We start from the raw sequence: 22,352 nt of genomic DNA, 5'->3' as shown, positions 1-22,352 counted from the left end.
AAAGCATATGTACACGTATAAATTGCAACAAGAACAACCAATCTGTGCAGAAAAAATAAAGAAGCTTTATGATTCTGTCGGTTGGTGGCCAGAAAGAAAAGAAGTCGATATTGAAAAAATGTTAAAGAATAGTATAGGCATTGGAGTATGGGAAGAAAATGAATTAGTTGGATTTGCTAGAGTCGTTTCTGATGGTGCTTTTCGAGCATACATTGAAGATGTTGTCGTACATGAGAGTGTAAGAAATAAAGGTATTGGAGAGAAAATGCTTACAATATTACTTCGAGAAATATCTCATATTGATATTGTTAGTCTATTTTGCGGTGAGAAGCTAATAAAGTTTTACGGTGAGCAGCAATTTCAAGCAACGAAGCAAATTGTGATGCATCGTAATCAAACAGGGAAAGAATAAGAGGTGCCAATTAAAATGAATGCAACAAGAGCGTACTGTTTATCGAAAAGAAAAGCGACAGAAGATTCTCCAGATGGCTGGAGTGCAACATGTATGAGGCTTAATAATAAAATATTTGCGATAGTAAATCATGAAGAAGGCGAAAAAGCTGCGATTACATTGAAGTGTGATCCAGAAGTCGCATTAAGAATAAGAGAAGATTATCCAGAAACAATTATTCCAGGGTATCATATGAATAAAAAACATTGGAATACCGTTTATATTCATAAGGGTATAGAGCAGGAGCAAATTAATAAAATGATTGATTGGTCGTATGATCTAGTACTACAATCATTTTCAAAGAAAAAGCAGCAGGAGTTAATGGATTAATATGTATTAGGAGTGTGTGTAATGAAAGATTCGATTAAAGATACGTATGATAAATTAGCGAGTACATATAAAGAAAATCTAGATTTTGCAAATCCATATAACAGTTATTATGAAAGACCGGCGATGATGGAGCTTATTCCAAGGGAACTAGAAGGAAAAAAGATATTAGATGCTGGATGTGCAGCTGGATGGTATACTTCTCAATTCATAGGAAGAGGAGCAAATGTTACAGCAATTGATGTAAGTCCTGAAATGGTAAAAGCAGCAAAAGAAAATATAGGAGAAGAAGCAACGTTCCTTTGTCATGATCTGCAAGAAACATTGCCATTTGAAGATAATACGTATGATGTGATTGTAAGTTCGTTAACTCTTCATTACTTAGAAAATTGGAATCAAGTATTTCAAGAATTTCGTCGTGTATTGAAGCCAGGTGGGGAACTTATTTATTCTATTCATCATCCTTTTATGGATTTCACAAAGTTTCCATGTAAAAATTATTTTGAAAAACAGTTATTAATAGATACTTGGGTTAAACCGAATATTACTATTGAAGTCAAGTTTTTTAGAAGATCATTACAAGACATACTAAATGAAACTACAAATTATTTTGTATTAGAAGAGATAGTAGAACCGAAGGCAATTGAAAAAATGAAAGAAGTAGACGAAAAATCATATTATTATCTAAATACGAATCCACATTTTCTTATCATTAAAGCAACTAATAAATAGCTAGTAAAATAACTTTGTTTTACTAGCTATTTACAGTTTTACATTACATATTAGGGGACTTTAAAATGAATACGAAACGAAATAGAGTAGTATATGCACTATTTACTATAGTTATTATTATTTTAGGTCTTAGCTCAAGAAAGTTTGCTTTTGCACTACCACATCTATTAAATGATTATTTAGGTGATGCTTTATGGGCATTAATGATTTTTACTGGCTTTGGATTTTTGTTTCCTAAAACAGAGACGAAGAAGTTGGCTTTTATTAGTTTAATGTTTTGCTATGGGATTGAAGTGAGCCAATTGTATCATGCAAATTGGATAGACAGCATTCGTGCAACGACTTTAGGTGGACTTGTGTTGGGATATGGTTTTTTGTGGAGTGATTTAGTGGCATATACAATTGGTGTTGGAGTGGGAATACTGTGTGAGGTTATTTTTCGGAAGAAATAAGAATTGCAAAAGGGGTATTTGTAAATGGAACAAGCACTGGAAATTGCAAAGCTTTGGTTTCAAAATGAACATGTCACAGCTACTGTAATGCAACCAAAAGTAGCGAAGGTTTTATGCAAGAATAAAGAGTACATTGATATGCATAGAACAATTTGTATTTATCGTGCTTTTAAAAGAATTGTAAAATACCGGAATAAAACAAGACCAGATATGGGCGCGGGATGTGAAGAAAGATTTGATTTGCAATTCTTTAAATGGATATGGGAATATCCTAATACTAAACGACCTACAATTTTAAAAGGGTTAGAGCAATTGTCCGAAGAGAAAAAGGTTATTGTTTTAAAATCTCCAAATGAGGTTCGGAAATTTTTAGAGCACATATAATAATAGAATGTGACACAACAATTCTTTTTTGATCTTACCGATTAGTTTAATTAAACTAATCGTTTTTTATTATGAAAAATTTAACGCTTTTTGAAAATTGTATTTTGTAATGAGTATATGACTATAAGTTCATATAAAATGAACGTTTGGAGGAATAGAAAATGACTAATGATTTAATTCAAACAATCGATTCATTAATGGTAAATATTCCAGTTGGAGAGGTAGTATTAAGAGATGATCGAATAAAAAAAGAATGGATAGTGCAAATTCAACCATTTCTTCTTGCAAAGTATGCTGTAACAATGGAACTATATGATGCTATTACAAATAGTACATTAAATAATTTTGATAAAAATCATAAACCAGTTGTCAATATTTCATGGAACGATGCCATTGCGTTTTGTAATGTACTTTCAAAAAAAGCGGGATTAAAAGAATATTATTCTATTAGTGATGGTGGTCAAATTGTGAAATGTAATTTAGATTCGAATGGCTACCGATTACCATCTGAGGCAGAGTGGCAATATGCATGTAAAGCAAGTACAACCGGATATACATACGGGAAACTTCATGATATAGCATGGTATAATGAAAATTCAAATGGAGAAATTCATGACGTTGGCCAAAAAGAACCGAATGCATGGGGACTTTATGATATGCTAGGGAACGTTTGGGAATGGTGTTATGATTTGTATGATGAAACAGTGTACGGATCATACCGTATTTTTCGTGGTGGTAGTTGGGCTGAAACAGCGAGAGGGTGCGGCGCTACTTGTCGTCGTCGAAGCCATCCTACATTTCATATAGATGATCTCGGTTTTAGACTCGCTAGGTCAATTTAGTAGGAACATGATACGAACAGCTAGGAAAAGAGTATGGAAAGAATCCGTACTCTTGCCAACATAGAAATGATTTAACGTAAGGAGTGTTTATTATGGCGCGTGTTTTATTTATTAATGCTGGATCAGAAGGACATATAAATCCAACTTTACAAGTTGTAGATGAATTGATTTCTCGTGGTGAAGAGGTCGTTTATTTTTCAATAGAAGCTTTCAGGGAGCGGATTGAGAAGACAGGTGCTACTGTACGAACGATTGATGATCAAAAATTTATAAAAGCGTTTTTATCTGGAGGCAGAAATTATTTACAGGAAAGAATAAATGGCCTTCTACATACAGCGGATATTGTCATACCTAGCGTTCTAGAACAAATTGAAGGTGAACATTTTGATTACATAATTCATGATTCTATGTTTGGCTGTGGCCATTTAATTGCTCAAATCCTTAAACTGCCAGCCATAAATTCATGCACATCTTTTGCGCAGGATGAAAAATCCTTTGAGCAAATGTTAGGTCATCTGTCAAAAAATATCCCAGTAGAAATTCATGATAAAATACAGAATGATTTTCAAAACTTAACGGAGGGAATTGTTGAAAAATATGGTGTTGAAATAAAATCATCGTATGAAGTTTTCTGTAATCCTGCACCCCTTACTATTGTGTATACAATTAAGGAGTTCCAGCCTTTTGGTGATACGTTTGATGAAACATATAAATTTGTAGGACCATCTATCTCTGCACAAATGAAAAACAGAGACGTTGATTTTACTTCAATTGAAGAAAAAAGTCCGATTTATATTTCATTAGGTACTGTTTTTAATGAAGCGATTGACTTTTATAAACTGTGTATGAAGGCCTTTGAGAATAGTGAGCATACAATTGTTATGTCTATTGGTAGTAAAACAAAAATAAGTGATCTAGGCGAAATTCCTAAAAACTTCATTGTGAAAAACTATGTACCCCAAACCGAACTGCTTACTTATACGAAACTATTTATTACACACGGCGGGATGAACAGTGTGCATGAAGGACTGTATAACGGGATTCCGCTCGTCGTAATACCGCAAAGTGCAGATCAGCCAGTAGTCGCAAAGCAAGTGGAGAGTCTTGGAGCAGGAATAAAATTACAAATGCAAGGATTAACTGCGGATCAACTAAGTGAAAGTGTAGAAATGGTATTAAATAATCCGTCGTTTAAAAAAGTCGCTTTGAATATGAAGGAGTCTTTCCGGAAATCAGGTGGATATAAGGAAGCAGTTGATGAAATTTTTATATTTGTAGGTCAGTGAAAAAAATGAAATTCTACATTAGAAAAGCATCTAAATAGGATGCTTTTTATTTAACTTTATAATTCTTATTTTTAATATTTAGTATGGTTAAAACTAAGGCACTGAGAGATATAAGTATAAGAATAAAAGTTAACTAGTTAAATGTATTGTCAATTATGAAGTAAAGATGATAGATAAATATATTCAAATTTTATTTTAAAATGTTAGGACTTAGTTTTACATGTTAGTAATAATTTCACTGTTTCTGCACAACTTCTGCACATACTCAGGTAATTTCTATGTCATGATATATTCATAAAGTGAAATATTTCACAAGAAAAATATAATTTCACTGCGGTGTATGCATAATTAACACATACATCGGTACAAGTTTGTCTCTTGTTATTCTTTTACATCAAAGCCCACATTCCACTACAAAGTATAACAAGAAGGAGACATGAACATGAATAATCGATTTTTAAAACAACTACAAAATATGAAAATGAACAAAAAAAGTTTAGGAGCTGTAGCATTAACAGCTGGAATTATTAGTACGACACTTATTCCTCAAAATGCTTATGCGCACGGTTTTGTTGAAAAGCCTGGTAGCCGATCTGCTTTATGTAGTCCAACTTATGGTGCGCTAAATGTAAACTGTGGAAGTGTTATGTATGAACCACAAAGTTTAGAAGCTCCAAAAGGGTTCCCACAAGGTGGTCCAGTAGATGGACAAATTGCTTCAGCAGGCGGAAAATTTGGTGGTATTTTAGATCAACAAACAGCAAATCGTTGGTTTAAAAATACAATCACTGGTGGGGAAAATACATTTACTTGGAAGTATACTGCGCCTCACTTAACGAGTAAGTGGCATTACTATATTACTAAAAAAGGATGGAATCCAAATAAAGCGCTAACAAGAGCAGATTTTGAACCAATTGGAACAGTACAACATGATGGTTCTGCAGCTTCAAATAATTTAACTCATAAAATCAATGTACCTACTGATCGTAGTGGATATCATGTGATTTTAGCAGTATGGGATGTAGCTGATACAGCAAATGCATTCTATAATGTAATTGATGTTAATCTTATTAATGATGTGAAACCAGACATAGAAGCGCCAAGTATTCCAAATGGACTTCAGACGCAAAAAGTAACAGCGAATAGTGTAGAACTAACATGGAACGCTTCTACGGATAATGTAGGGGTAAAAGGATATCAAATCTTCCGTAACGGAGAGATGATTGATACAGTACTAGGCACTCATTTTATTGATAAGAAATTACAACCAAGTACAGAATACTCTTATACTGTAAAAGCAATTGACGCAGCTGGAAATGTATCGAAAGAAAGTGCAGCGCTTACAGTAAAAACGACAGTTGAGACTCCTGATACAGAAGCACCAACACAACCAAAAGGATTACATAGTATGGGAACGACAGCGTCAAGTGTGGATTTAATGTGGAGTCCATCTGACGATAATATTGGTGTAGACCATTATGATATTTATAGAGAAACAGAAGGGGCAATGAAAAAGATTGCAACATCCAATACAACTTCTTATTTGGATAAAAATCTGCTCGCTAATACTACTTATAAATATGTAGTGAAAGCTGTTGATGTAGCTGGAAATGAATCCGTACAGAGTGATATATTCACAATTACTACAAAAACTGAAAACGCTTCATATGAAGCGTGGGATGCAAAAAAAGCATATAAAAAGGGAGATAGAGTTCTGCACGAAGGAAAAGTATGTGAAGCAGTCCAGAGTTATCAAGGAAATGGTGATCCAAACTGGATTTATGCATTATCATTATGGAAAACAGTGTAAGCTTTACTTAGGTATGAACTAAGAGATGATGGGCTTTGATGCAAAAGGGAATCTTGAGAATTCACTTTTCTATTAATAAAAAAAGGTAGTGTATGAATACATAAGATTCATACACTACCTTTTTATTATGATAATACTTTCGTCATAAGTATATGTGGAATGCCATCTTCCATAAATATATCAGAAGAAGTTTGATAACCTAGTTTTGTATAAAATCCTTCAGCTTGTGTTTGACCGTGTAGTTTCACTTTTGTAACTTGTTTGTTACGAGCAAGTTCTTCTAACGTTTGAATGATGACTTTACCTAATCCGTATGTACGATAATCTTTTAAAATACAAATACGTTCTAATTTTCCGACACCATCAACAAATCGTATACGCCCTGTGCCTACAGGAAGCTCATGATAATAAACTAAAATATGTTTACATTGCTCTCCGAGTTCATCGAATGTATCGAATTCATCTGTAAGAGGAACACCTTGTTCTTTTACAAATACTTCTTTTCGAATATGAAAGGCAGTTTCTAAATCAGTAAGTTCTGTTATAAGTTTGGATTGCAAAATGTTCAGTCCTTTCTAGTGTAATCAGTTTACGTTTTCCTAGTATATCATAATAAAGCACTATTAAGAGAAGAAGAACATACTAAAAAGCCAACTTTAAAAAGTTAGCTTTTATTACAATTTCTTTATCCCATTTTTAGTACCAATAATTGCTGTACTCGTCATACTTATAAACAAGCCTGTTTCAACTACACCAGTAATCATTTTTAATTGAGTGTGTAAATGGGCAGGATTAGAAATATGATTAGGGAATATACAATCGATAATCATGTTATTGTTATCGGTTATATAGGTTTCATTGTTTTTCAAACGTAATGTTGTTTGACATCCTAAAGACTGAATTTTATTTTCGGTTTGTTTCCATGAAAAAGGGATGATTTCAATAGGTAATGGAAAAGTACCTAAATGTGTTACAAGTTTCGATTCATCAGCAATGATAATTAGTTTTTTAGAGGAAGAGGCAACGATTTTTTCACGAAGTAATGCACCGCCACCGCCTTTTATAAGTTGTAAATTTGAATCAATTTCATCCGCTCCATCAATTGTAAGATCAAGACTTTGTACGTCGTTTAACGAAATTAGGGGGATGTTTAGTTGCTGTGCTAATGCTTCAGTTTCCTTTGATGTTGGTACAGCTTGAAATGATAATCCTTCTTTTACACGCTCACCTAATTTTTGTATTGTCCAATATACAGTAGAACCTGTACCAAGCCCAATTTTCATGCCATCGTTTACAAAGTTAGCAGCATATTCGCCAGCGAGCTGTTTTAAATTCATCGCTTTACTCCGCCGGACGTGGCCCAGCATCAAGACCTGAATTTTCAACTGTAAGTACCGGACGAACGACTATATCTTTATGTACACGCATTTGACAAGATAATCGTAAATGATCTTCAATTCCTTTTTCCGTCATTGCATGTTTCTCATTCGCACTCGCTTCACAGAAATCACCTGCTAGTATTTCTACTCTACAAGTTGTGCAACGTGCATTCCCGCCGCAACGATGAAGAATGTTGACACCGCTATCTTCAATTGCTAATACTAACTTTGTTCCTTCTTTCACATCAAAAGTTCCCGCACCTTCAATTGTTAATTTTGGCAAATTTGTTCCTCCTCACGTAAAATTGTACATAACATATTTATGACCGCGAATTATTGAACATAAACATTATTTTTTTATATCCCCGTAACTTTTTTTAATGTTGAATCGTTTATTAAGTAAGCGCTGAAAAGGAGTGGTTATTTTGTGCACAAAAGTAACTCATGTTTTAAAGAACCATATCGATATGAATCATTCAAATATAAACTTTTTAATTGAACAATATGGAGAGTTAAAAAGATACTGTACTTTTTTAACGAAAAACAAATGGGATGGGGAAGATCTCGCCCAAGAAACAGTGTGTAAAGTGCTTCAAAAATATAGAAATAAAGATATTTGTATGACACTCGTCTATAAAATAGCAAGAAATCGTTGGTTAGATCAGATAAAGTCTAAGTCTGTTCATGAAAAAATAAGAGAACAAATCACTTTTGAAGAACCACATGAGAACATTGCAGATTTGCATGAAATGGTAGGGAAAGTATTGTCTTCATTAAATGTACAGCAATCCGCAATTTTATTATTAAAAGATGTTTTTCAATATAGTATCGCTGATATTGCTAAAGTGTGTTTTGTATCAGAAGGTGCAGTAAAGGCTTCTTTATTTCGAAGTAGAAATAGGCTGAAAACTGTAAGTGAAGAAGGGATTGAGATAGTCGAATTCACAGAGGATATTGAAGTTGTTGTAACATCTATTCGTGAGGAAAGACCAGAATTGTTAACGAAACTTCTTCCGAAAATAGATTTTACTAAGTTACCATCTAAACAGCCAGTGTTATTATTTAATGTGAAAAACCCTTCTTCCTACAGTTGTATGCTTTGCGCAGCATAACAAGTATTGGAGGAATTTAAAATGAATACAATTCCATATGTAGTAGAACAAACAAAATTAGGAGAACGTTCCTATGATATATATTCAAGGTTATTAAAAGACCGCATTATTATTATCGGCTCAGAAATTAACGATCAAGTAGCGAGTAGTGTCGTAGCGCAATTATTATTTTTAGAAGCAGAAGATGCAGAAAAAGATATATATTTATACATCAATAGCCCAGGAGGTTCAACGACAGCAGGTTTTGCAATATTAGATACGATGAATTTAATTAAACCAGATGTGCAAACGCTATGCATGGGCTTTGCGGCATCATTCGGTGCATTGTTATTATTATCAGGAGCAAAAGGAAAACGGTTTGCGCTCCCTAACAGTGAAATTATGATTCATCAGCCGCTTGGTGGTGCACAAGGGCAAGCAACAGAAATTGAAATAACTGCGAAAAGAATATTAAAGTTAAAGCATGATATTAATAAAATGATTGCAGAAAAAACAGGCCAACCGATTGAAAGAGTAGCACATGATACAGAAAGAGATTATTTTATGACTGCAGAAGAAGCGAAGGCATATGGGATTGTAGATGACGTTGTTACGAAAAAATAAGATGAAAAAGGCTAGAGGATATGTTAATTCTCTAGCCTTTTTATTAATCCTTTACCCATTCATCAACTAATGCTTGATTTTTTTTAATCCATTTTCGCGCAGCCTCTTCAGGATCTTTTGTTTTATTTAACATGACCATTAACGTACCGAGCTGTTCATCGTTCATTTTCCATTTATCAAAGTATTTTATAACATCTGGGTGATCTTTTTCGAAACCTTTACGAACGGAGTAATAAATGTCATCTTTTTCACCATATACTTTCTTAGGGTCTTTTAAATATTTTAAGTCAAATTCTGAAAAACCCCAATGCGGATTCCAAAGCGTAACAGCGATTGGTTTCTTTTTTGTATATGCTTTCTTTAGTTCACTCATCATCGCAGCTTCAGAAGATTGGACAAGTTTTAGTTTTATATCATATTCTTTCATTGCTTTATTCGTTAAATTCATAAGACTACTACCGGGTTCGATACCGACAATTTTATTATCTAGTTCATCTTTATGAGCATTTAAATCTTCGATACTGTTTATGTTTTTCATATAAGAAGGGACGACTAAACCTAGTCCAGTACCTTCGTACCATTTTGATTTTAAGACAATATCATCTTTATAACGATCGTTTAGCGGTTTATCTGTAACTGGTAGCCATACTTCTAAATTCGCATCAACATCGCCACGAGCGACACCAGTCCAAATTGCGGCTTTTTCTAAATACATGAGCTCAACTTTGTAGCCTTTTTCTTCTAATAAAACTTTCCACATGTTTGCAGTTGCAATATTTTCTTTCCAACTTGTTACACCAAGTTTAATTTTTCCTTTCGAATTTGCATTTGTTGCATTACATGAAGTGAAAATCATAGTAATAAATAATGCAAGGCATATAAACCAAATTTTCTTTCGCATCGAAAACCTCCTAAGTAACGTTTGCCTTATAAAATAAATGTATAAGTAAGCATTCTTATTATGAACGGAAACGAGAATTTTAAAGAAATCTTATGAATGTTATTTTTATGTAATATTTCTTTGTAAAATCGCAACACTATGTGAATAGATGGGTAGAAAAGGAGTAGTGACATGGATAATACAAAGGTGCGTGTTGAAAACGTAACAAAAGTATTCGGGAAACATCCGCAAAGAGCCCTTTCCTTATTAAAAGAAGGAAAAAGTAAATCGGAAATTTTAAAAGAGACAGGAATGAACGTTGGGGTGAAAAAAGCAACGTTTGAAGTTTACTCTGGAGAGATTTTCGTTATTATGGGTTTGTCTGGTAGCGGGAAATCTACGCTAGTTCGTATGTTAAATCAATTGATTAAACCAACTGCAGGTCATATATACATAGATGGTGAAGACATCGCAACGATGGGAAAAGAAGAGTTACGGAGAGTAAGAAGAACGAAAATGAGTATGGTATTTCAGAAATTCGCTCTATTTCCGCATCGTACAGTTATACAAAATGTTGCATATGGTTTAGAAATACAAGGAGTTCCGGTTGAAGAGCGGGAGAAAAAAGCGTTAGAATCGCTACAGTTAGTAGGACTCGATCATCATAAAGATAATTATCCAAGTCAACTTAGTGGTGGTATGCAGCAGCGCGTTGGAATCGCAAGGGCACTAACGAATAATCCAGATGTATTACTAATGGACGAGTCATTTAGTGCATTAGATCCACTTATTCGAAAAGAAATGCAAGATGAATTGTTAGAGTTACAAGATAAAATGGAAAAAACGATTATATTTATTACGCATGATTTAGATGAAGCGCTTCGAATTGGAGATCGTATCGCATTAATGAAAGATGGAGAAATCGTCCAAATTGGAACGCCAGAAGAAATTATGATGAGCCCCGCAAATGAATTTGTAGAAAAGTTTGTTGCGGACGTGAATTTAGGAAAAGTAATTACGGCTGAGTCTATTTTAAAACGACCAGAAACTTTATTAATTGATCGTGGACCTCGTGTGGCCCTTCAAATTATGAGGAATGCAGGTGTCTCAACTGTATATGTTGTAAACAAAAAGTATGAGTTTTTAGGTATATTAACTGCGGATGATGCGAGTAAAGCGGTACAAAAACAGTGGCCGATTGCTGATTTATTACTTAATGATATTCCGCATGTGTATTTGGATACTTTACTGGAAGAGACATATGCAAAAATGGCAGAGATGAAATATCCGTTACCAGTAATCGATGAGAAGAAAAGGCTAAGAGGAATTATTAAACGTGAAAGTGTCATTCAAGCTCTTGCAGGAAACATTGAGGAAGAGGTGAAAGACGATGAATAGTATACCACGTATTCCATTAGGGGAATGGGTCGACTCATTTGTTGCAAGTTTATATGAGCACTTTGAAGGCTTATTCCGAGGATTCTCTTATATTATTGGTGGATTCGTTGATTTACTCACTAATTTTTTAACAATAATACCTGCCATATTGATGATTATTATCTTGTGTTTCTTCATTTGGTACACAACGAGGAAATTATCTTTAGTCATTTTTACGCTTATTGGATTATTATTCATTTTGAATATTAACTACTGGGCACAAACGATGCAAACATTAGCACTCGTACTTACGTCTGTTATTATTTCAATTATTGTCGGAATTCCAATTGGTATATTAGCATCTCAAAATGAGCGTTTCTCAAAATTTTTAAAGCCAACATTAGATTTTATGCAAACAATGCCGGCATTCGTATACCTCATTCCAGCGATTACATTTTTCGGAGTTGGTGTAGTACCTGGAATTATTGCATCGGTAATCTTTGCAATGCCACCGACAATTCGTTTTACTGACTTAGGGATTAGACAAGTTCCAGAAGATTTAATTGAAGCAGCGAATGCGTTTGGTTCCACAGCATCACAAAAACTATTTAAAGTACAATTACCACTTGCAACCGGAACGATTATGGCTGGTGTGAACCAAAGCATTATGCTTTCGTTATCGATGGTTGTAACAGCATCACTTGTAGGAGCTCCAGGGCTTGGAGTTGATGTATATCGCTCTGTAACACAAGTTAATATCGGAATGGGATTTGAAGCTGGATTAGCTATCGTAGTAATCGCAATTATATTAGATCGAATTACACAAGGGTTCCATACGAAAAGAAAATAATGACCAAAAAACACACTTTTATAATACAAAGTGTGTTTTTTATTGCATCTAGATTACATATGAACGATAACAGAACCTCCAGCTGGTGCACAAACTTGGTTTTGTTGTTGTTCCATTGATTTAATGAATTGATTATTTTCCTCGATTAATGAGATTAATTTAGTTAATTGACTTTCAAGACTTACGATACGCCGCATCATATATTGTGAATCATGATGCAATGTATTCCTTGCGGGATGGGTGGAATAAACATACTGTTGATTTATATTTGGATTCCAATGAGGATACATTTGAATTGTTCCTCCTTCAATAAATTACGAAGCTTTCTTATAGTAAATGCCTATGTATAATTAATAGTTACTTGAAAATTTTTCAATATAAAAGGAGTATGTACAGAAAATGGAAAATATTATATGTGAAGTTAAAGTACATTTTTTTGAAATGTTCAAGTGAGATAGTGAATATATTAATACATTCAAGTAAGTGTATGTTGTTTAGCGAGAAATGATGGGAGGAGATGCAATTTTGGCTAAAAATAAAAAAAGAAATGATGCTTTGGCAATAGGTATTGGTATAGGAGTTGTAATCGGTGTAGTCCAAGGTTATTTTACAAATAATTTAGTAATCGGAATTGTGATTGGGATCGTAATTGGGATTGCGTTTTTGAAGAAATAATGAGGTCTAAATTCATTTCAAAAATTGCTGTATCAAAAGAGTGAATTTTCGGAATATAAATCCTGTTTTTCCTTTTTTATGATATTATATATGAAAAGGATGGTGATGAATATGGCAACAAACGATTAAGTAAAATTAAACTGTTTTATTTGTGAAAAGCATAAAGGAAATATTATAGTTCCAGGTGGAGCTATTTACGAAGATGAACTGGTTTACGTTGGACATGTCCACTGGGATAGTGAAGAAACATACTTGGGTTATGTAATGATAGATATAAAAAGGCATGTACCTGGCCTCGCTGAACTAACAGATGAAGAAGCGAAAGCGTTCGGACTTATAACAAGTAGAGTAAGTAAAGCGCTAAAAGAAAGCGAAGGTGCAGAGCATATTTACACTTTTGTTTCAGGGAATGGTGTACCACATATGCATATGCATATGCATATCATACCGCGTTATGCAAATACACCAAAAGAGTTTTGGTCACCAACCGAGATAGCGGAATGGACTGGCGCACCATATGGTGACGCAGCGAAAATCAAAAAACTATGCGAAAGAATACGAGAGTATATGGTGAGTGAATATGCATACAACAAATAATAGACAACATTCATGGGTTGGAAGTAGAGAAATGTGTTTAGACGAAATTTCGGTAAAGCAATATGGTGATATCGTGCTCGGTGCATATGGTGGGAATATTAGTGCCGGAGCAAAAAAGAACGAAGATGGTGCGTTAGTTTGGTCAAATGGTGATTGGGAATTTGCAGCTATATTAGATGGACATAATAGTGCAGAAAGTGTTGATTTAGTAGTAAATACAATCGAAAAAGAATATGAAAATATAAAAGTAATTTTGAATGAATCAATTAATACAGTGTTTCAATCTATTGAAAATCATATACTGACAATTTTTCAGTCATCTTCATTTAAGGAAAAGTGCAAAAAAATTAAAGGTGAAACAGCTTGCTTACTATGTGTAAGGAAAGAAAATTATATATGGTGGCTTTCTATCGGTGATTGTTTAGTGTATGTATTTCATGAAGAGTTACATAAGTTAGGGCAATATGCATTAAATCAACGTCATTTTTACGAATGGATTGGGAATGTAAACACATTCGATTTACCTGTTCCTTGTTATTCATCAGGTATTCGTGAATTACGTACTGGAAAAAACCGAATTGTAATAGTGACAGATGGAGTATTAGAATGCGGGGAACGCCGATATGAAACACCTGTAAATTTGTATAATGCTATGAATAGAAATGATAAAACACTTAAAGAAAATATTCACAATGTTTTAGAACACGTGCATCATCAGTTGGGACGTGATAGTGCGACAATTATTAGTTGGGACGTAGAAAATAAAAGGAATGCTACGTATCCGAGTGATCAGCCGGAGAAAATGCAAGTAAGAAAATAAAAGGATAGGGTTTTCTGTCAATTATAAAAATAACTCTATTAATTTTATCGGTACTATCTATATTCGTTTTTGAAAAAATAGAAAGAAAAAGGATAAACATCCCGAAACAAAAGGGATGGGAAATAGATTGTTGTTATACAATACATAAAACATGTTTTGATAAAACTACTACTAAAGAAGATAAAGAAAATGAATACATTATCTACATATTAAAAAATATATAATCCACTTTGTTACGAAAACATAATTAATTTAATAGGAGGGAATGCAATGGGCAACTCTACTATTTGGATTATGGTTATTATTATGATAATTGGAGGATATTTTTTAGAAAAGTTTTTAAGAAAAAAACTAAATATGCCAAAGGGCAATGCTTGGATATATAAGCATGTAAATAGTTTACATGTAAAATTAGAAATAGGTCTTTTTATCGTATATCTTATAGTAAGTTTTATTTATCTGTTCAAAGTAGAAAATGCTAATATAGGAATTGCTGTACTTACTTATTTCGGAGCAATTTCCTTATTACGCGTATGGATGGAATGGAAGTATAACAGAGAGACAAAGGAATATATTCTTTCTATAATTGGATTCTTTGCATTTGTTTTTATGGTTTCAATGTTACTTTATTTTGATCCTCTTTCTACATACTAATGTCGTTTTGGTTTTTCATGATGAATATTTAAAAAGAGTAGCTACCATTATTTATCTTGATAGTTACTCTTTATATTTACATCTTCTTAAAGCTTCTCAAAACAAGGTATTCCCACAATTTCCAAGGAAGAATCTTCTTCGCAAAAATCATAAATTTCACACCTTTACCGATTGGATATCGTAAATTTGTACGCTTAGATTCAGCAATTTCAACAATTTTATTAGCAACATCTATCGGATTACCAAATGTATCACTACCGCTATTAATATGTTTTTGTATTTTATCCATATACTCTTTGTAAGGAGATGTTGTATCAGATTGGTTTTCAGCTAGTTGTTTCCCAACCTCCCATATGTTTGTGTTATAAGAACCTGGTTCAATTAAAGTGACATCTATTCCGAAAGGTTTTACTTCTAAGCGAAGCGATTCACTCCAGCCTTCTAATGCATATTTTGAAGATACATAAGGAGATAAACCAGGGAATCCAACTTGGCCGCTAATGCTGCTTATATTAATGATTTTTCCACTTCTTTGTTTTCTCATATACGGTAAGACAAGCTGGGTAATTGATATAGCTCCAAATAGGTTCGTTTCAAATTGTTTACGGTATTCCTCTACTGGAATTTCTTCTACAAATCCGCCATTTGCATATCCTGCATTATTAACAAGAAGGTCTACTTTTTGTATTTCTTTTAAAAATAATTGGAAGTTATGTATAGAATTTTGATCGGTTACATCTAATTGTTGAACTTTTATATTTTGCTGTAAGTTAAGTTGAGTAACTTGAGATATTAAGCTCACTTGTTTTTCAAGGTTTCGCATTGTAGCGATAACTAAATAATCTTTTTTTGCGAGTTCGAGTGTAGTTAATAGTCCAAATCCACTTGAGGCTCCTGTAATTATTGCGATTTTTTTATTCATTTTCTGCCAGCTTTCTTTTTCTTTTATCATAACGAGTTATGATAAGAAAATCTATTATTCTTACATTCAGTATGAAATCAATTTGTATGTAAAAAAGGGGATTATAGGGAATGAGCGTATATAGAGTAGTGTATATTAATATGATAATGAAATGAGGGAAGAAAAATGGTCCATGTGAAAGATGTATTAGCAGATCAGTTATTAGCAAATGCGAATGATCCCAGTTGGTATATGCCATTTTCAGATGCAGTTAAGGATTTATCTGAGAGGGAAGCTTTCTGGAAACCGAATGAAGAGTGTAATAGTATAGCCGAAATCGTACAACATTTACTGTATTGGAACTCTACGTGGCAAACTAGGTATAAAGAATCACATGTTAATGCAGTACCCGCTATAGGAGATAATAATAAAAGTTTTATGCTTTCAGATAATCAAACTTTCGATGAATTACGGGAAAAGCTATTAGAAAAACTGTTACAATGGCAAAATCTTATAAATGAAGAAAAGGTTGAAAGTGATGTAGTAGGATTTCCTGTTTCTGCAAAATGGTGGGAAGTGTTAGCGAATGTAACAACTCATAATGCATATCATATTGGGCAAATTATTTACATCCGAAAATTACAGCAGAGCTTTGATAATGAATAAGATAATAGTTCTCAAATTAGGTGAACAAAAGTGGACAAAACGAGACAAATGTCTCATTTTGTCCACTTTTTTATTATGAAAGAAAAGCGAAAACCTATTAAAGCAAGGATTAGAATTTGGCACGGTACTTGCAATATAAAAGACGAACAAGAAAATAGGAGGGCTGGACATGTTAAAAACAACTGAAAGTAAAGGGAATGAAATTACGAAAGAACAAGCTCGTTGGATGTACGAAAAAATGTTAGAGATTCGTAAGTTTGAAGATAAGGTGCATGAATTGTTCGCGCAAGGCGTTTTGCCAGGTTTCGTTCATTTATACGCAGGTGAAGAAGCGGTAGCAGTTGGTGTATGTGCCCACTTAACGGATAGTGACAGTATTACAAGTACACATAGAGGTCATGGACATTGTATCGCAAAAGGTTGTGATTTAAATGGTATGATGGCTGAACTTTTCGGGAAAGCGACAGGATTATGTAAAGGAAAAGGCGGTTCCATGCATATTGCCGATTTAGATAAAGGAATGCTAGGTGCGAATGGCATTGTAGGCGGCGGTTTCCCACTTGCTTGCGGTTCAGCATTAACAGCTAAATATAAAGGAACAAAAGATGTAAGTGTTTGCTTCTTCGGTGACGGAGCAAATAATGAAGGAACATTCCATGAAGGGGTTAATTTAGCGGCGATTTGGAAGTTACCAGTTATTTTTATTGCAGAAAATAACGGTTACGGTGAAGCAACTACATTTGAATATGCTTCAAGTTGTGATTCTATCGCTGATCGCGCAAAAGCTTATAATATTCCAGGTGTTCAAGTAGATGGAAAAGATCTTCTAGCTGTATATAAAGCTGCTGCAGAAGCAGTGGAACGTGCGCGTAATGGGGATGGTCCAACAATTATTGAATGTATGACATATCGTAATTATGGTCATTTCGAAGGTGAAGCGCAAACATATAAATCATCAGAAGAAAAAGAAGAACATTTAAATGAAAAAGATGCAATTGTGAATTTCCGTAAGCATTTAATTCATGAAGGTTTATTAACGGAATCTGAACTTGTTGATATGGAAAAAGCAGTAGATGATGCAGTACAAAGATCCATTGAATTTAGTGAAAATAGTCCATACCCAGACGATGAAGAATTATTAAAAGATGTATACGTTTTTTACAAATAAGAGGAGGGTGAAAAATTATGACTAGAACAGTAAGTATGTCAACTGCAATTAATGAAGCGATGAAAATCTCAATGCGTCGTGATGAAAATGTAATTTTAATAGGTGAAGATGTTGCAGGCGGTGCACAAGTTGATCATCTGCAAGATGATGAAGCTTGGGGTGGTGTTCTTGGTGTTACGAAAGGACTTGTACAAGAGTTTGGCCGAAATCGTATATTGGATACACCAATTTCTGAAGCGGGTTATATGGGAGCTGCGATGGCAGCTGCTGCAACTGGGTTACGTCCGATAGCTGAGTTAATGTTTAATGATTTTATCGGTAGTTGTCTTGATCAAGTATTAAACCAAGGTGCGAAATTCCGTTATATGTTTGGAGGTAAAGCAAAAGTACCTGTTACAGTACGTACGATGCATGGCGCTGGTTTTAGTGCAGCAGCTCAGCATTCACAAAGTTTGTACGCATTATTTACGAGCATACCAGGTATTAAAGTTGTTGTTCCTTCCACGCCGTATGATGCAAAAGGCTTATTATTAGCAGCAATTGAAGATGATGATCCAGTAATCTTCTTTGAGGATAAAACACTTTACAATATGAAAGGTGAAGTGCCAGAAGGATACTATACAATTCCATTAGGAAAAGCAGATATTAAACGGGAAGGTTCTGATGTAACAATTGTCGCAATCGGAAAGCAAGTTCATACAGCGCTTGCAGCTGCAAAGCAATTATCGAAAAAGGGGCTTGAAGTAGAAGTAATTGATCCACGATCTTTATCACCGCTTGATGAGGATACGATTTTATCATCTGTTGAAAAAACAAATCGTCTTATCGTCATTGATGAAGCGAATCCTAGATGTAGTATGGCAACAGATATTGCGGCAATTGTAGCGGATAAAGGTTTTGATTTGTTAGATGCACCTATTAAACGAATTACAGCACCACACACACCTGTTCCGTTCTCACCGCCACTTGAAAAGTTGTATTTGCCAACGCCAGAAAAAGTAATTGAAACTGTATCAGAAATGATTGGAGACCAATCTTTATTACATGTGTAATAAAACGATGAGAAGGGAGAGAGAAACATGGCTGTAGAAGTTGTAATGCCGAAGTTAGGTATGGCGATGAAAGAAGGTATTATTACGAGCTGGAATATTAAAGCAGGCGATAATGTAGCAAAAGGAGAACTAATTGCTAGTATTAATTCAGAAAAAATTGAAACGGAAATTGAAGCGCCAGCTGATGGTACGGTGCTTGATATAGCTGTAAGTGAAGATGAAGGGGTGCCGCCTGGTACTGTAATTTGCTACATCGGTAAACCGAATGAAAAAGTAGAAATGCAGGAAAGCACACATGTGATAGAAGAAAAAACATTTAATATAGAAGTACAAAATGTACAAAATCAAGAACCAAATGGGAAAGAAGTAGCCAAGCAAAGAATTAAAATTTCACCTGTAGCGAAGAAAATTGCAAAGTCTGAAAATTTGGATATCAAGGTATTAGTTGGTACAGGTCCTGGCGGAAGGATTACAAAGGCAGATGTATTAAAAGCACTTGAGGTAAGAGGAATCGTTCCGGAAATATCTGAACAAGAAGAAAGTAACGTGATTCCTGTTACTGGTATGCGTAAAGTGATCGCAAATCGTATGCACGCAAGCTTACAAAATAGCGCACAATTAACGTTAACGATGAAAGTAGATGTAACAGATTTAGTTGCTTTACATAAAGAAATAGCGAAAGTTGTACAAAAAAGATATGATAATAAATTAACCATTACGGATTTCGTCTCGCGTGCTGCTGTATTAGCACTTGGAGAGCATAAAGAAATGAACAGCGCTTATATAGATGATGCAATTCATCAATTTGAACATGTGCATTTAGGCATGGCAGTCGCATTAGAAAAAGGGTTAATCGTTCCAGCTATCCGCTTTGCAAATAATTTATCTTTAGTAGAATTGTCTAAAGAGATTAAGAATGTGGCACAAAAGGCGCGAGCAGGTAGCTTAAGTAGTGATGATATGCACGGAACGACATTTACAATTAGTAATTTAGGTAGCTTTGGTATTGAATATTTCACACCTGTATTAAATACACCTGAGACTGGCATTTTAGGTATTGGCGCAATTGAACATGTTCCTGTATATAAAGGGAAAAAATTAAAAAAAGGTAGTATGTTACCTTTAAGTTTAACATTCGATCATCGTGTACTAGACGGTGCACCAGCAGCTGCATTTTTACGCACAATTAAACATTATTTAGAAGAACCTATAACAATTCTTTTATAAAGAGAAGGTGAGAGAATGAGTAAACTAGTTGTAATTGGAGGCGGACCAGCTGGATATGTAGCGGCAATTACCGCAGCTCAAAATGGCAAAGGTGTCACTCTTATTGATGAAGCTGAACTTGGCGGAACGTGTTTAAATGTTGGTTGTATGCCTACGAAATCACTGTTAGAAAGTGCTGAAATACATGACATTGTGAGAAAAGCGAATGATTATGGAGTTACGCTTAATACAGGAAGTATATCAATTGATTGGGATCAAATACAGGCGAGAAAATCACAAATCGTAATGCAACTCGTCCAAGGAATACAATATTTAATGAAGAAAAATAAAATTAAAGTTGTAAAAGGAAAAGCGAAATTCGAAACGGATCATCGTGTGCGAGTTGTACAAGGAAATAAAGAAGAAGTAGTTGATGGAGAGAGCTTTATTATCGCATCTGGTTCCGAACCTACAGAATTACCATTCGCTCCGTTCGATGGAAAATGGATTTTAAATAGTAGCCATGCCATGTCTCTTGAGAGTGTACCATCTTCATTGTTAATCGTTGGCGGTGGTGTAATAGGATGTGAGTTTGCAAGTATTTATAGTAGACTTGGCACAAAAGTATCGATAGTTGAAATGGCACCGCAATTACTACCTGGTGAAGATGAAGATATCGCGAATATTTTAAGAGAGAAATTAGAAAAAGATGGTGTGAAAATTTTTACGGGAGCAGTTTTAAAAGGATTAAATAACTATAAGAAGCAAGCTTCATTTGAGTACGAGGGAATTACTCACGAAGTAACTCCAGAATTTGTTCTTGTTTCTGTAGGAAGAAAACCACGAGTGCAACAATTAGGATTAGAAAAGGCAGGGGTTCAGTTTTCAAATAAAGGGATTTCTGTGAATGAACATATGCAAACGAACGTATCGCATATTTACGCAGCTGGTGATGTAATCGGTGGAATTCAGCTTGCTCACGTTGCCTTCCATGAAGGAACGACAGCAGCATTACACGCAAGCGGAGAAGACGTGAAAGTAAATTATCACGCTGTGCCCCGTTGTATATACACAGCTCCAGAAATAGCTAGTGTCGGGTTAAGTGAAAAAGGTGCAAGAGAACAATATGGTGATATTCTCATCGGAGAATTTCCTTTTACAGCGAACGGAAAAGCTCTTATTTTAGGAGAACAAGTAGGGAAAGTAAAAGTCATTGTAGAACCTAAATACCAAGAAATTGTAGGGATTTCTATTATCGGTCCTTATGCAACTGAACTTATTGGTCAAGGAACCGTAATGATTCATACAGAAGTTACCGCTGATATAATGAGAGATTATATTGCAGCACATCCAACTTTATCTGAGGCGATTCATGAAGCGTTAATGCAAGCAGTAGGACATGCTGTACATGCTTAAATAGAAATATGATAAACCACTATTCTCTAAATGAAAGAGAGAATAGTGGTTTGAATTTTTATAGAAGAAATTAAATATCTTATTACTATTTAATTTCAATCGCTGAAGTAATATCGTTCCAATCAGCAGCTAAATTAGCAGTTTTACCGTACCAATCAGCATGTTTAAATAAAACGCCTTTTCCATATCCTTGTGTTGAAGTGTGCTCCCAAAGTGTAGTTGAATAACTTGCAGAAGGTGACGCTGTACTTACAGAAGAAATTCTGTCATTCCAGCTAGATGGTAAGTTTTTAAAGCCGCTACTCCAGTAAATATATTGTCCACCTTTATCTTTATGTTCATAAAAATCAGTACTACCAGCACCGCTACCTAAAGGATTAATTTTATTTTTAATTGCTTTTTTATCCTTTTCAATATACGCATCTAATGTTTCACGGCTAGTAAAACCATAAGCTAGCCAATCTCCATTTTCATTTTGCTCTGGTAATACCATAGTAATTTGGATATCTTTCTTATCCTGCTCACTTAATTTTGCAAATGAATTAACATTTTGTTCATCCACTTTTAAATAATCAAATGACTTAATTGTGTTACTTTTTTCTTCAGCACTTACCGCACCTAGTCCTCCAGTTAGTGCAAAACCCGCTACTAATGTCCCTGCTACTAATTTCTTCAACATATAACCATCCCTTTTTGTTTGAATTTTTGTACA

27 protein-coding genes and 1 pseudogene are annotated in these 22,352 nt (G+C 34.4%); 21 read left to right on the top strand and 7 right to left on the bottom strand.

What is annotated here, in order from left to right; translation table 11 throughout:
* Nucleotides 1-7: 7 nt before the first annotated feature.
* The 8 genes and pseudogenes from DN404_RS17590 (at nt 8) to DN404_RS17555 (ending at nt 6,284) form a co-directional block, all read left to right on the top strand.
* Nucleotides 8-412, top strand: a complete 405-nt coding sequence (locus tag DN404_RS17590; RefSeq protein WP_025709475.1) for a GNAT family N-acetyltransferase — start codon at nt 8-10, stop codon at nt 410-412.
* A 15-nt stretch (nt 413-427) separates the two neighbouring features.
* Nucleotides 428-781 (top strand): MmcQ/YjbR family DNA-binding protein, encoded by a 354-nt coding sequence (locus DN404_RS17585; protein ID WP_000994622.1) that lies wholly within the window; start codon nt 428-430, stop codon nt 779-781.
* Between the two features lie 21 nt (nt 782-802).
* Nucleotides 803-1,510 (top strand): class I SAM-dependent methyltransferase, encoded by a 708-nt coding sequence (locus DN404_RS17580; protein ID WP_086388226.1) that lies wholly within the window; start codon nt 803-805, stop codon nt 1,508-1,510.
* A gap of 65 nt (nt 1,511-1,575) precedes the next feature.
* Nucleotides 1,576-1,962, top strand: a complete 387-nt coding sequence (locus tag DN404_RS17575) for a ribosomal maturation YjgA family protein (protein WP_086388225.1) — start codon at nt 1,576-1,578, stop codon at nt 1,960-1,962.
* 129 nt (nt 1,963-2,091) lie between these two features.
* Nucleotides 2,092-2,346, top strand: a pseudogene (locus DN404_RS17570) (P-loop NTPase family protein); the annotation flags it as partial.
* Nucleotides 2,347-2,507: 161 nt separating this feature from the next.
* A complete protein-coding gene (locus tag DN404_RS17565; protein ID WP_086388223.1) occupies nt 2,508-3,188 on the top strand; it encodes a formylglycine-generating enzyme family protein in 681 nt (226 codons plus the stop codon).
* Nucleotides 3,189-3,280: 92 nt separating this feature from the next.
* Nucleotides 3,281-4,474 carry a macrolide family glycosyltransferase gene (locus DN404_RS17560; RefSeq protein WP_149215296.1) on the top strand — a complete coding sequence of 398 codons (1,194 nt, stop codon included), beginning with the start codon at nt 3,281-3,283 and terminating at the stop codon, nt 4,472-4,474.
* Between the two features lie 442 nt (nt 4,475-4,916).
* Nucleotides 4,917-6,284, top strand: a complete 1,368-nt coding sequence (locus tag DN404_RS17555) for a lytic polysaccharide monooxygenase (RefSeq protein WP_149215295.1) — start codon at nt 4,917-4,919, stop codon at nt 6,282-6,284.
* A gap of 125 nt (nt 6,285-6,409) precedes the next feature.
* On the opposite strand, the gene DN404_RS17550 is transcribed toward DN404_RS17555, so the two are convergent.
* From DN404_RS17550 to DN404_RS17540, 3 genes are all read right to left on the bottom strand, one after another.
* Nucleotides 6,410-6,844 (bottom strand): GNAT family N-acetyltransferase, encoded by a 435-nt coding sequence (locus DN404_RS17550; protein WP_149215294.1) that lies wholly within the window; start codon nt 6,842-6,844, stop codon nt 6,410-6,412.
* Nucleotides 6,845-6,958: 114 nt separating this feature from the next.
* Nucleotides 6,959-7,621 carry a ribose 5-phosphate isomerase A gene (gene rpiA, locus DN404_RS17545; RefSeq protein WP_044306431.1) on the bottom strand — a complete coding sequence of 221 codons (663 nt, stop codon included), beginning with the start codon at nt 7,619-7,621 and terminating at the stop codon, nt 6,959-6,961.
* 4 nt (nt 7,622-7,625) lie between these two features.
* The gene (locus DN404_RS17540; RefSeq protein WP_001125388.1) at nt 7,626-7,946 is read right to left on the bottom strand and encodes a 2Fe-2S iron-sulfur cluster-binding protein; all 321 of its coding nucleotides are present in this window, start codon (nt 7,944-7,946) and stop codon (nt 7,626-7,628) included.
* A gap of 142 nt (nt 7,947-8,088) precedes the next feature.
* Here DN404_RS17540 and DN404_RS17535 point away from each other — a divergent pair, with 142 nt between their 5' ends.
* Nucleotides 8,089-8,775 (top strand): RNA polymerase subunit sigma-70, encoded by a 687-nt coding sequence (locus DN404_RS17535; protein WP_149215293.1) that lies wholly within the window; start codon nt 8,089-8,091, stop codon nt 8,773-8,775.
* 21 nt (nt 8,776-8,796) lie between these two features.
* The gene (gene clpP / locus DN404_RS17530) at nt 8,797-9,378 is read left to right on the top strand and encodes an ATP-dependent Clp endopeptidase proteolytic subunit ClpP (RefSeq protein WP_001092372.1); all 582 of its coding nucleotides are present in this window, start codon (nt 8,797-8,799) and stop codon (nt 9,376-9,378) included.
* Between the two features lie 43 nt (nt 9,379-9,421).
* Here the strand turns inward: clpP and DN404_RS17525 are convergent, their stop codons facing one another.
* Nucleotides 9,422-10,279 (bottom strand): glycine betaine ABC transporter substrate-binding protein, encoded by an 858-nt coding sequence (locus DN404_RS17525; RefSeq protein ID WP_001227615.1) that lies wholly within the window; start codon nt 10,277-10,279, stop codon nt 9,422-9,424.
* Between the two features lie 171 nt (nt 10,280-10,450).
* On the opposite strand from DN404_RS17525, the gene DN404_RS17520 reads away from it, so the two are divergent.
* Together DN404_RS17520 and DN404_RS17515 are read left to right on the top strand one after the other, a co-directional pair.
* Nucleotides 10,451-11,656 carry a quaternary amine ABC transporter ATP-binding protein gene (locus tag DN404_RS17520; RefSeq protein WP_000370606.1) on the top strand — a complete coding sequence of 402 codons (1,206 nt, stop codon included), beginning with the start codon at nt 10,451-10,453 and terminating at the stop codon, nt 11,654-11,656.
* Entirely contained in the window at nt 11,649-12,485 is an 837-nt protein-coding gene (locus DN404_RS17515; protein ID WP_001084759.1) for an ABC transporter permease, read from the top strand. Before DN404_RS17520 ends, DN404_RS17515 begins: the two co-directional genes overlap by 8 nt.
* A 53-nt stretch (nt 12,486-12,538) precedes the next feature.
* Here DN404_RS17515 and DN404_RS17510 read toward each other — a convergent pair whose 3' ends face one another.
* A complete protein-coding gene (locus tag DN404_RS17510; RefSeq protein ID WP_048656175.1) occupies nt 12,539-12,775 on the bottom strand; it encodes a hypothetical protein in 237 nt (78 codons plus the stop codon).
* 217 nt (nt 12,776-12,992) lie between these two features.
* Here DN404_RS17510 and DN404_RS17505 point away from each other — a divergent pair, with 217 nt between their 5' ends.
* From DN404_RS17505 to DN404_RS17490, 4 genes are all read left to right on the top strand, one after another.
* Nucleotides 12,993-13,160 (top strand): glycine zipper domain-containing protein, encoded by a 168-nt coding sequence (locus DN404_RS17505; protein WP_065224864.1) that lies wholly within the window; start codon nt 12,993-12,995, stop codon nt 13,158-13,160.
* A gap of 147 nt (nt 13,161-13,307) precedes the next feature.
* On the top strand, nt 13,308-13,757 hold the full coding sequence (locus tag DN404_RS17500) for an HIT family protein (protein ID WP_255445186.1): 450 nt from the start codon (nt 13,308-13,310) through the stop codon (nt 13,755-13,757).
* Nucleotides 13,741-14,577 (top strand): PP2C family serine/threonine-protein phosphatase, encoded by an 837-nt coding sequence (locus DN404_RS17495; RefSeq protein ID WP_006924306.1) that lies wholly within the window; start codon nt 13,741-13,743, stop codon nt 14,575-14,577. The genes DN404_RS17500 and DN404_RS17495 overlap by 17 nt, the downstream gene beginning before the upstream one ends.
* A 270-nt stretch (nt 14,578-14,847) precedes the next feature.
* On the top strand, nt 14,848-15,231 hold the full coding sequence (locus tag DN404_RS17490; protein WP_086388219.1) for a DUF4181 domain-containing protein: 384 nt from the start codon (nt 14,848-14,850) through the stop codon (nt 15,229-15,231).
* Between the two features lie 76 nt (nt 15,232-15,307).
* Here DN404_RS17490 and DN404_RS17485 read toward each other — a convergent pair whose 3' ends face one another.
* Nucleotides 15,308-16,153: an oxidoreductase gene (locus tag DN404_RS17485; protein WP_217890256.1), complete on the bottom strand. Its 846-nt coding sequence runs from the start codon at nt 16,151-16,153 to the stop codon at nt 15,308-15,310.
* 165 nt (nt 16,154-16,318) lie between these two features.
* On the opposite strand from DN404_RS17485, the gene DN404_RS17480 reads away from it, so the two are divergent.
* The 5 genes from DN404_RS17480 (at nt 16,319) to lpdA (ending at nt 21,640) form a co-directional block, all read left to right on the top strand.
* Nucleotides 16,319-16,798 carry a DinB family protein gene (locus tag DN404_RS17480; RefSeq protein ID WP_023522154.1) on the top strand — a complete coding sequence of 160 codons (480 nt, stop codon included), beginning with the start codon at nt 16,319-16,321 and terminating at the stop codon, nt 16,796-16,798.
* A 169-nt stretch (nt 16,799-16,967) separates the two neighbouring features.
* Nucleotides 16,968-17,966, top strand: a complete 999-nt coding sequence (gene acoA, locus DN404_RS17475; RefSeq protein WP_023522152.1) for an acetoin:2,6-dichlorophenolindophenol oxidoreductase subunit alpha — start codon at nt 16,968-16,970, stop codon at nt 17,964-17,966.
* Between the two features lie 17 nt (nt 17,967-17,983).
* On the top strand, nt 17,984-19,018 hold the full coding sequence (gene acoB, locus DN404_RS17470; RefSeq protein WP_000198901.1) for an acetoin:2,6-dichlorophenolindophenol oxidoreductase subunit beta: 1,035 nt from the start codon (nt 17,984-17,986) through the stop codon (nt 19,016-19,018).
* 27 nt (nt 19,019-19,045) lie between these two features.
* Nucleotides 19,046-20,245 (top strand): dihydrolipoamide acetyltransferase family protein, encoded by a 1,200-nt coding sequence (locus DN404_RS17465; protein WP_149215292.1) that lies wholly within the window; start codon nt 19,046-19,048, stop codon nt 20,243-20,245.
* A gap of 15 nt (nt 20,246-20,260) precedes the next feature.
* Nucleotides 20,261-21,640 carry a dihydrolipoyl dehydrogenase gene (gene lpdA / locus DN404_RS17460; RefSeq protein WP_000041216.1) on the top strand — a complete coding sequence of 460 codons (1,380 nt, stop codon included), beginning with the start codon at nt 20,261-20,263 and terminating at the stop codon, nt 21,638-21,640.
* Nucleotides 21,641-21,725: 85 nt separating this feature from the next.
* Here lpdA and DN404_RS17455 read toward each other — a convergent pair whose 3' ends face one another.
* Nucleotides 21,726-22,319: a hypothetical protein gene (locus tag DN404_RS17455; protein WP_000914443.1), complete on the bottom strand. Its 594-nt coding sequence runs from the start codon at nt 22,317-22,319 to the stop codon at nt 21,726-21,728.
* Between the last annotated feature and the right edge of the window lie 33 nt (nt 22,320-22,352).

Origin of the sequence: Bacillus sp. TE8-1 (assembly GCF_008368855.1) — a bacterium.
Taxonomy (GTDB): domain Bacteria; phylum Bacillota; class Bacilli; order Bacillales; family Bacillaceae_G; genus Bacillus_A; species Bacillus_A cereus.
The sequence above is the reverse complement of the archived record's forward strand: the minus strand, read 5'-3'. Positions and strand labels throughout refer to the sequence as shown.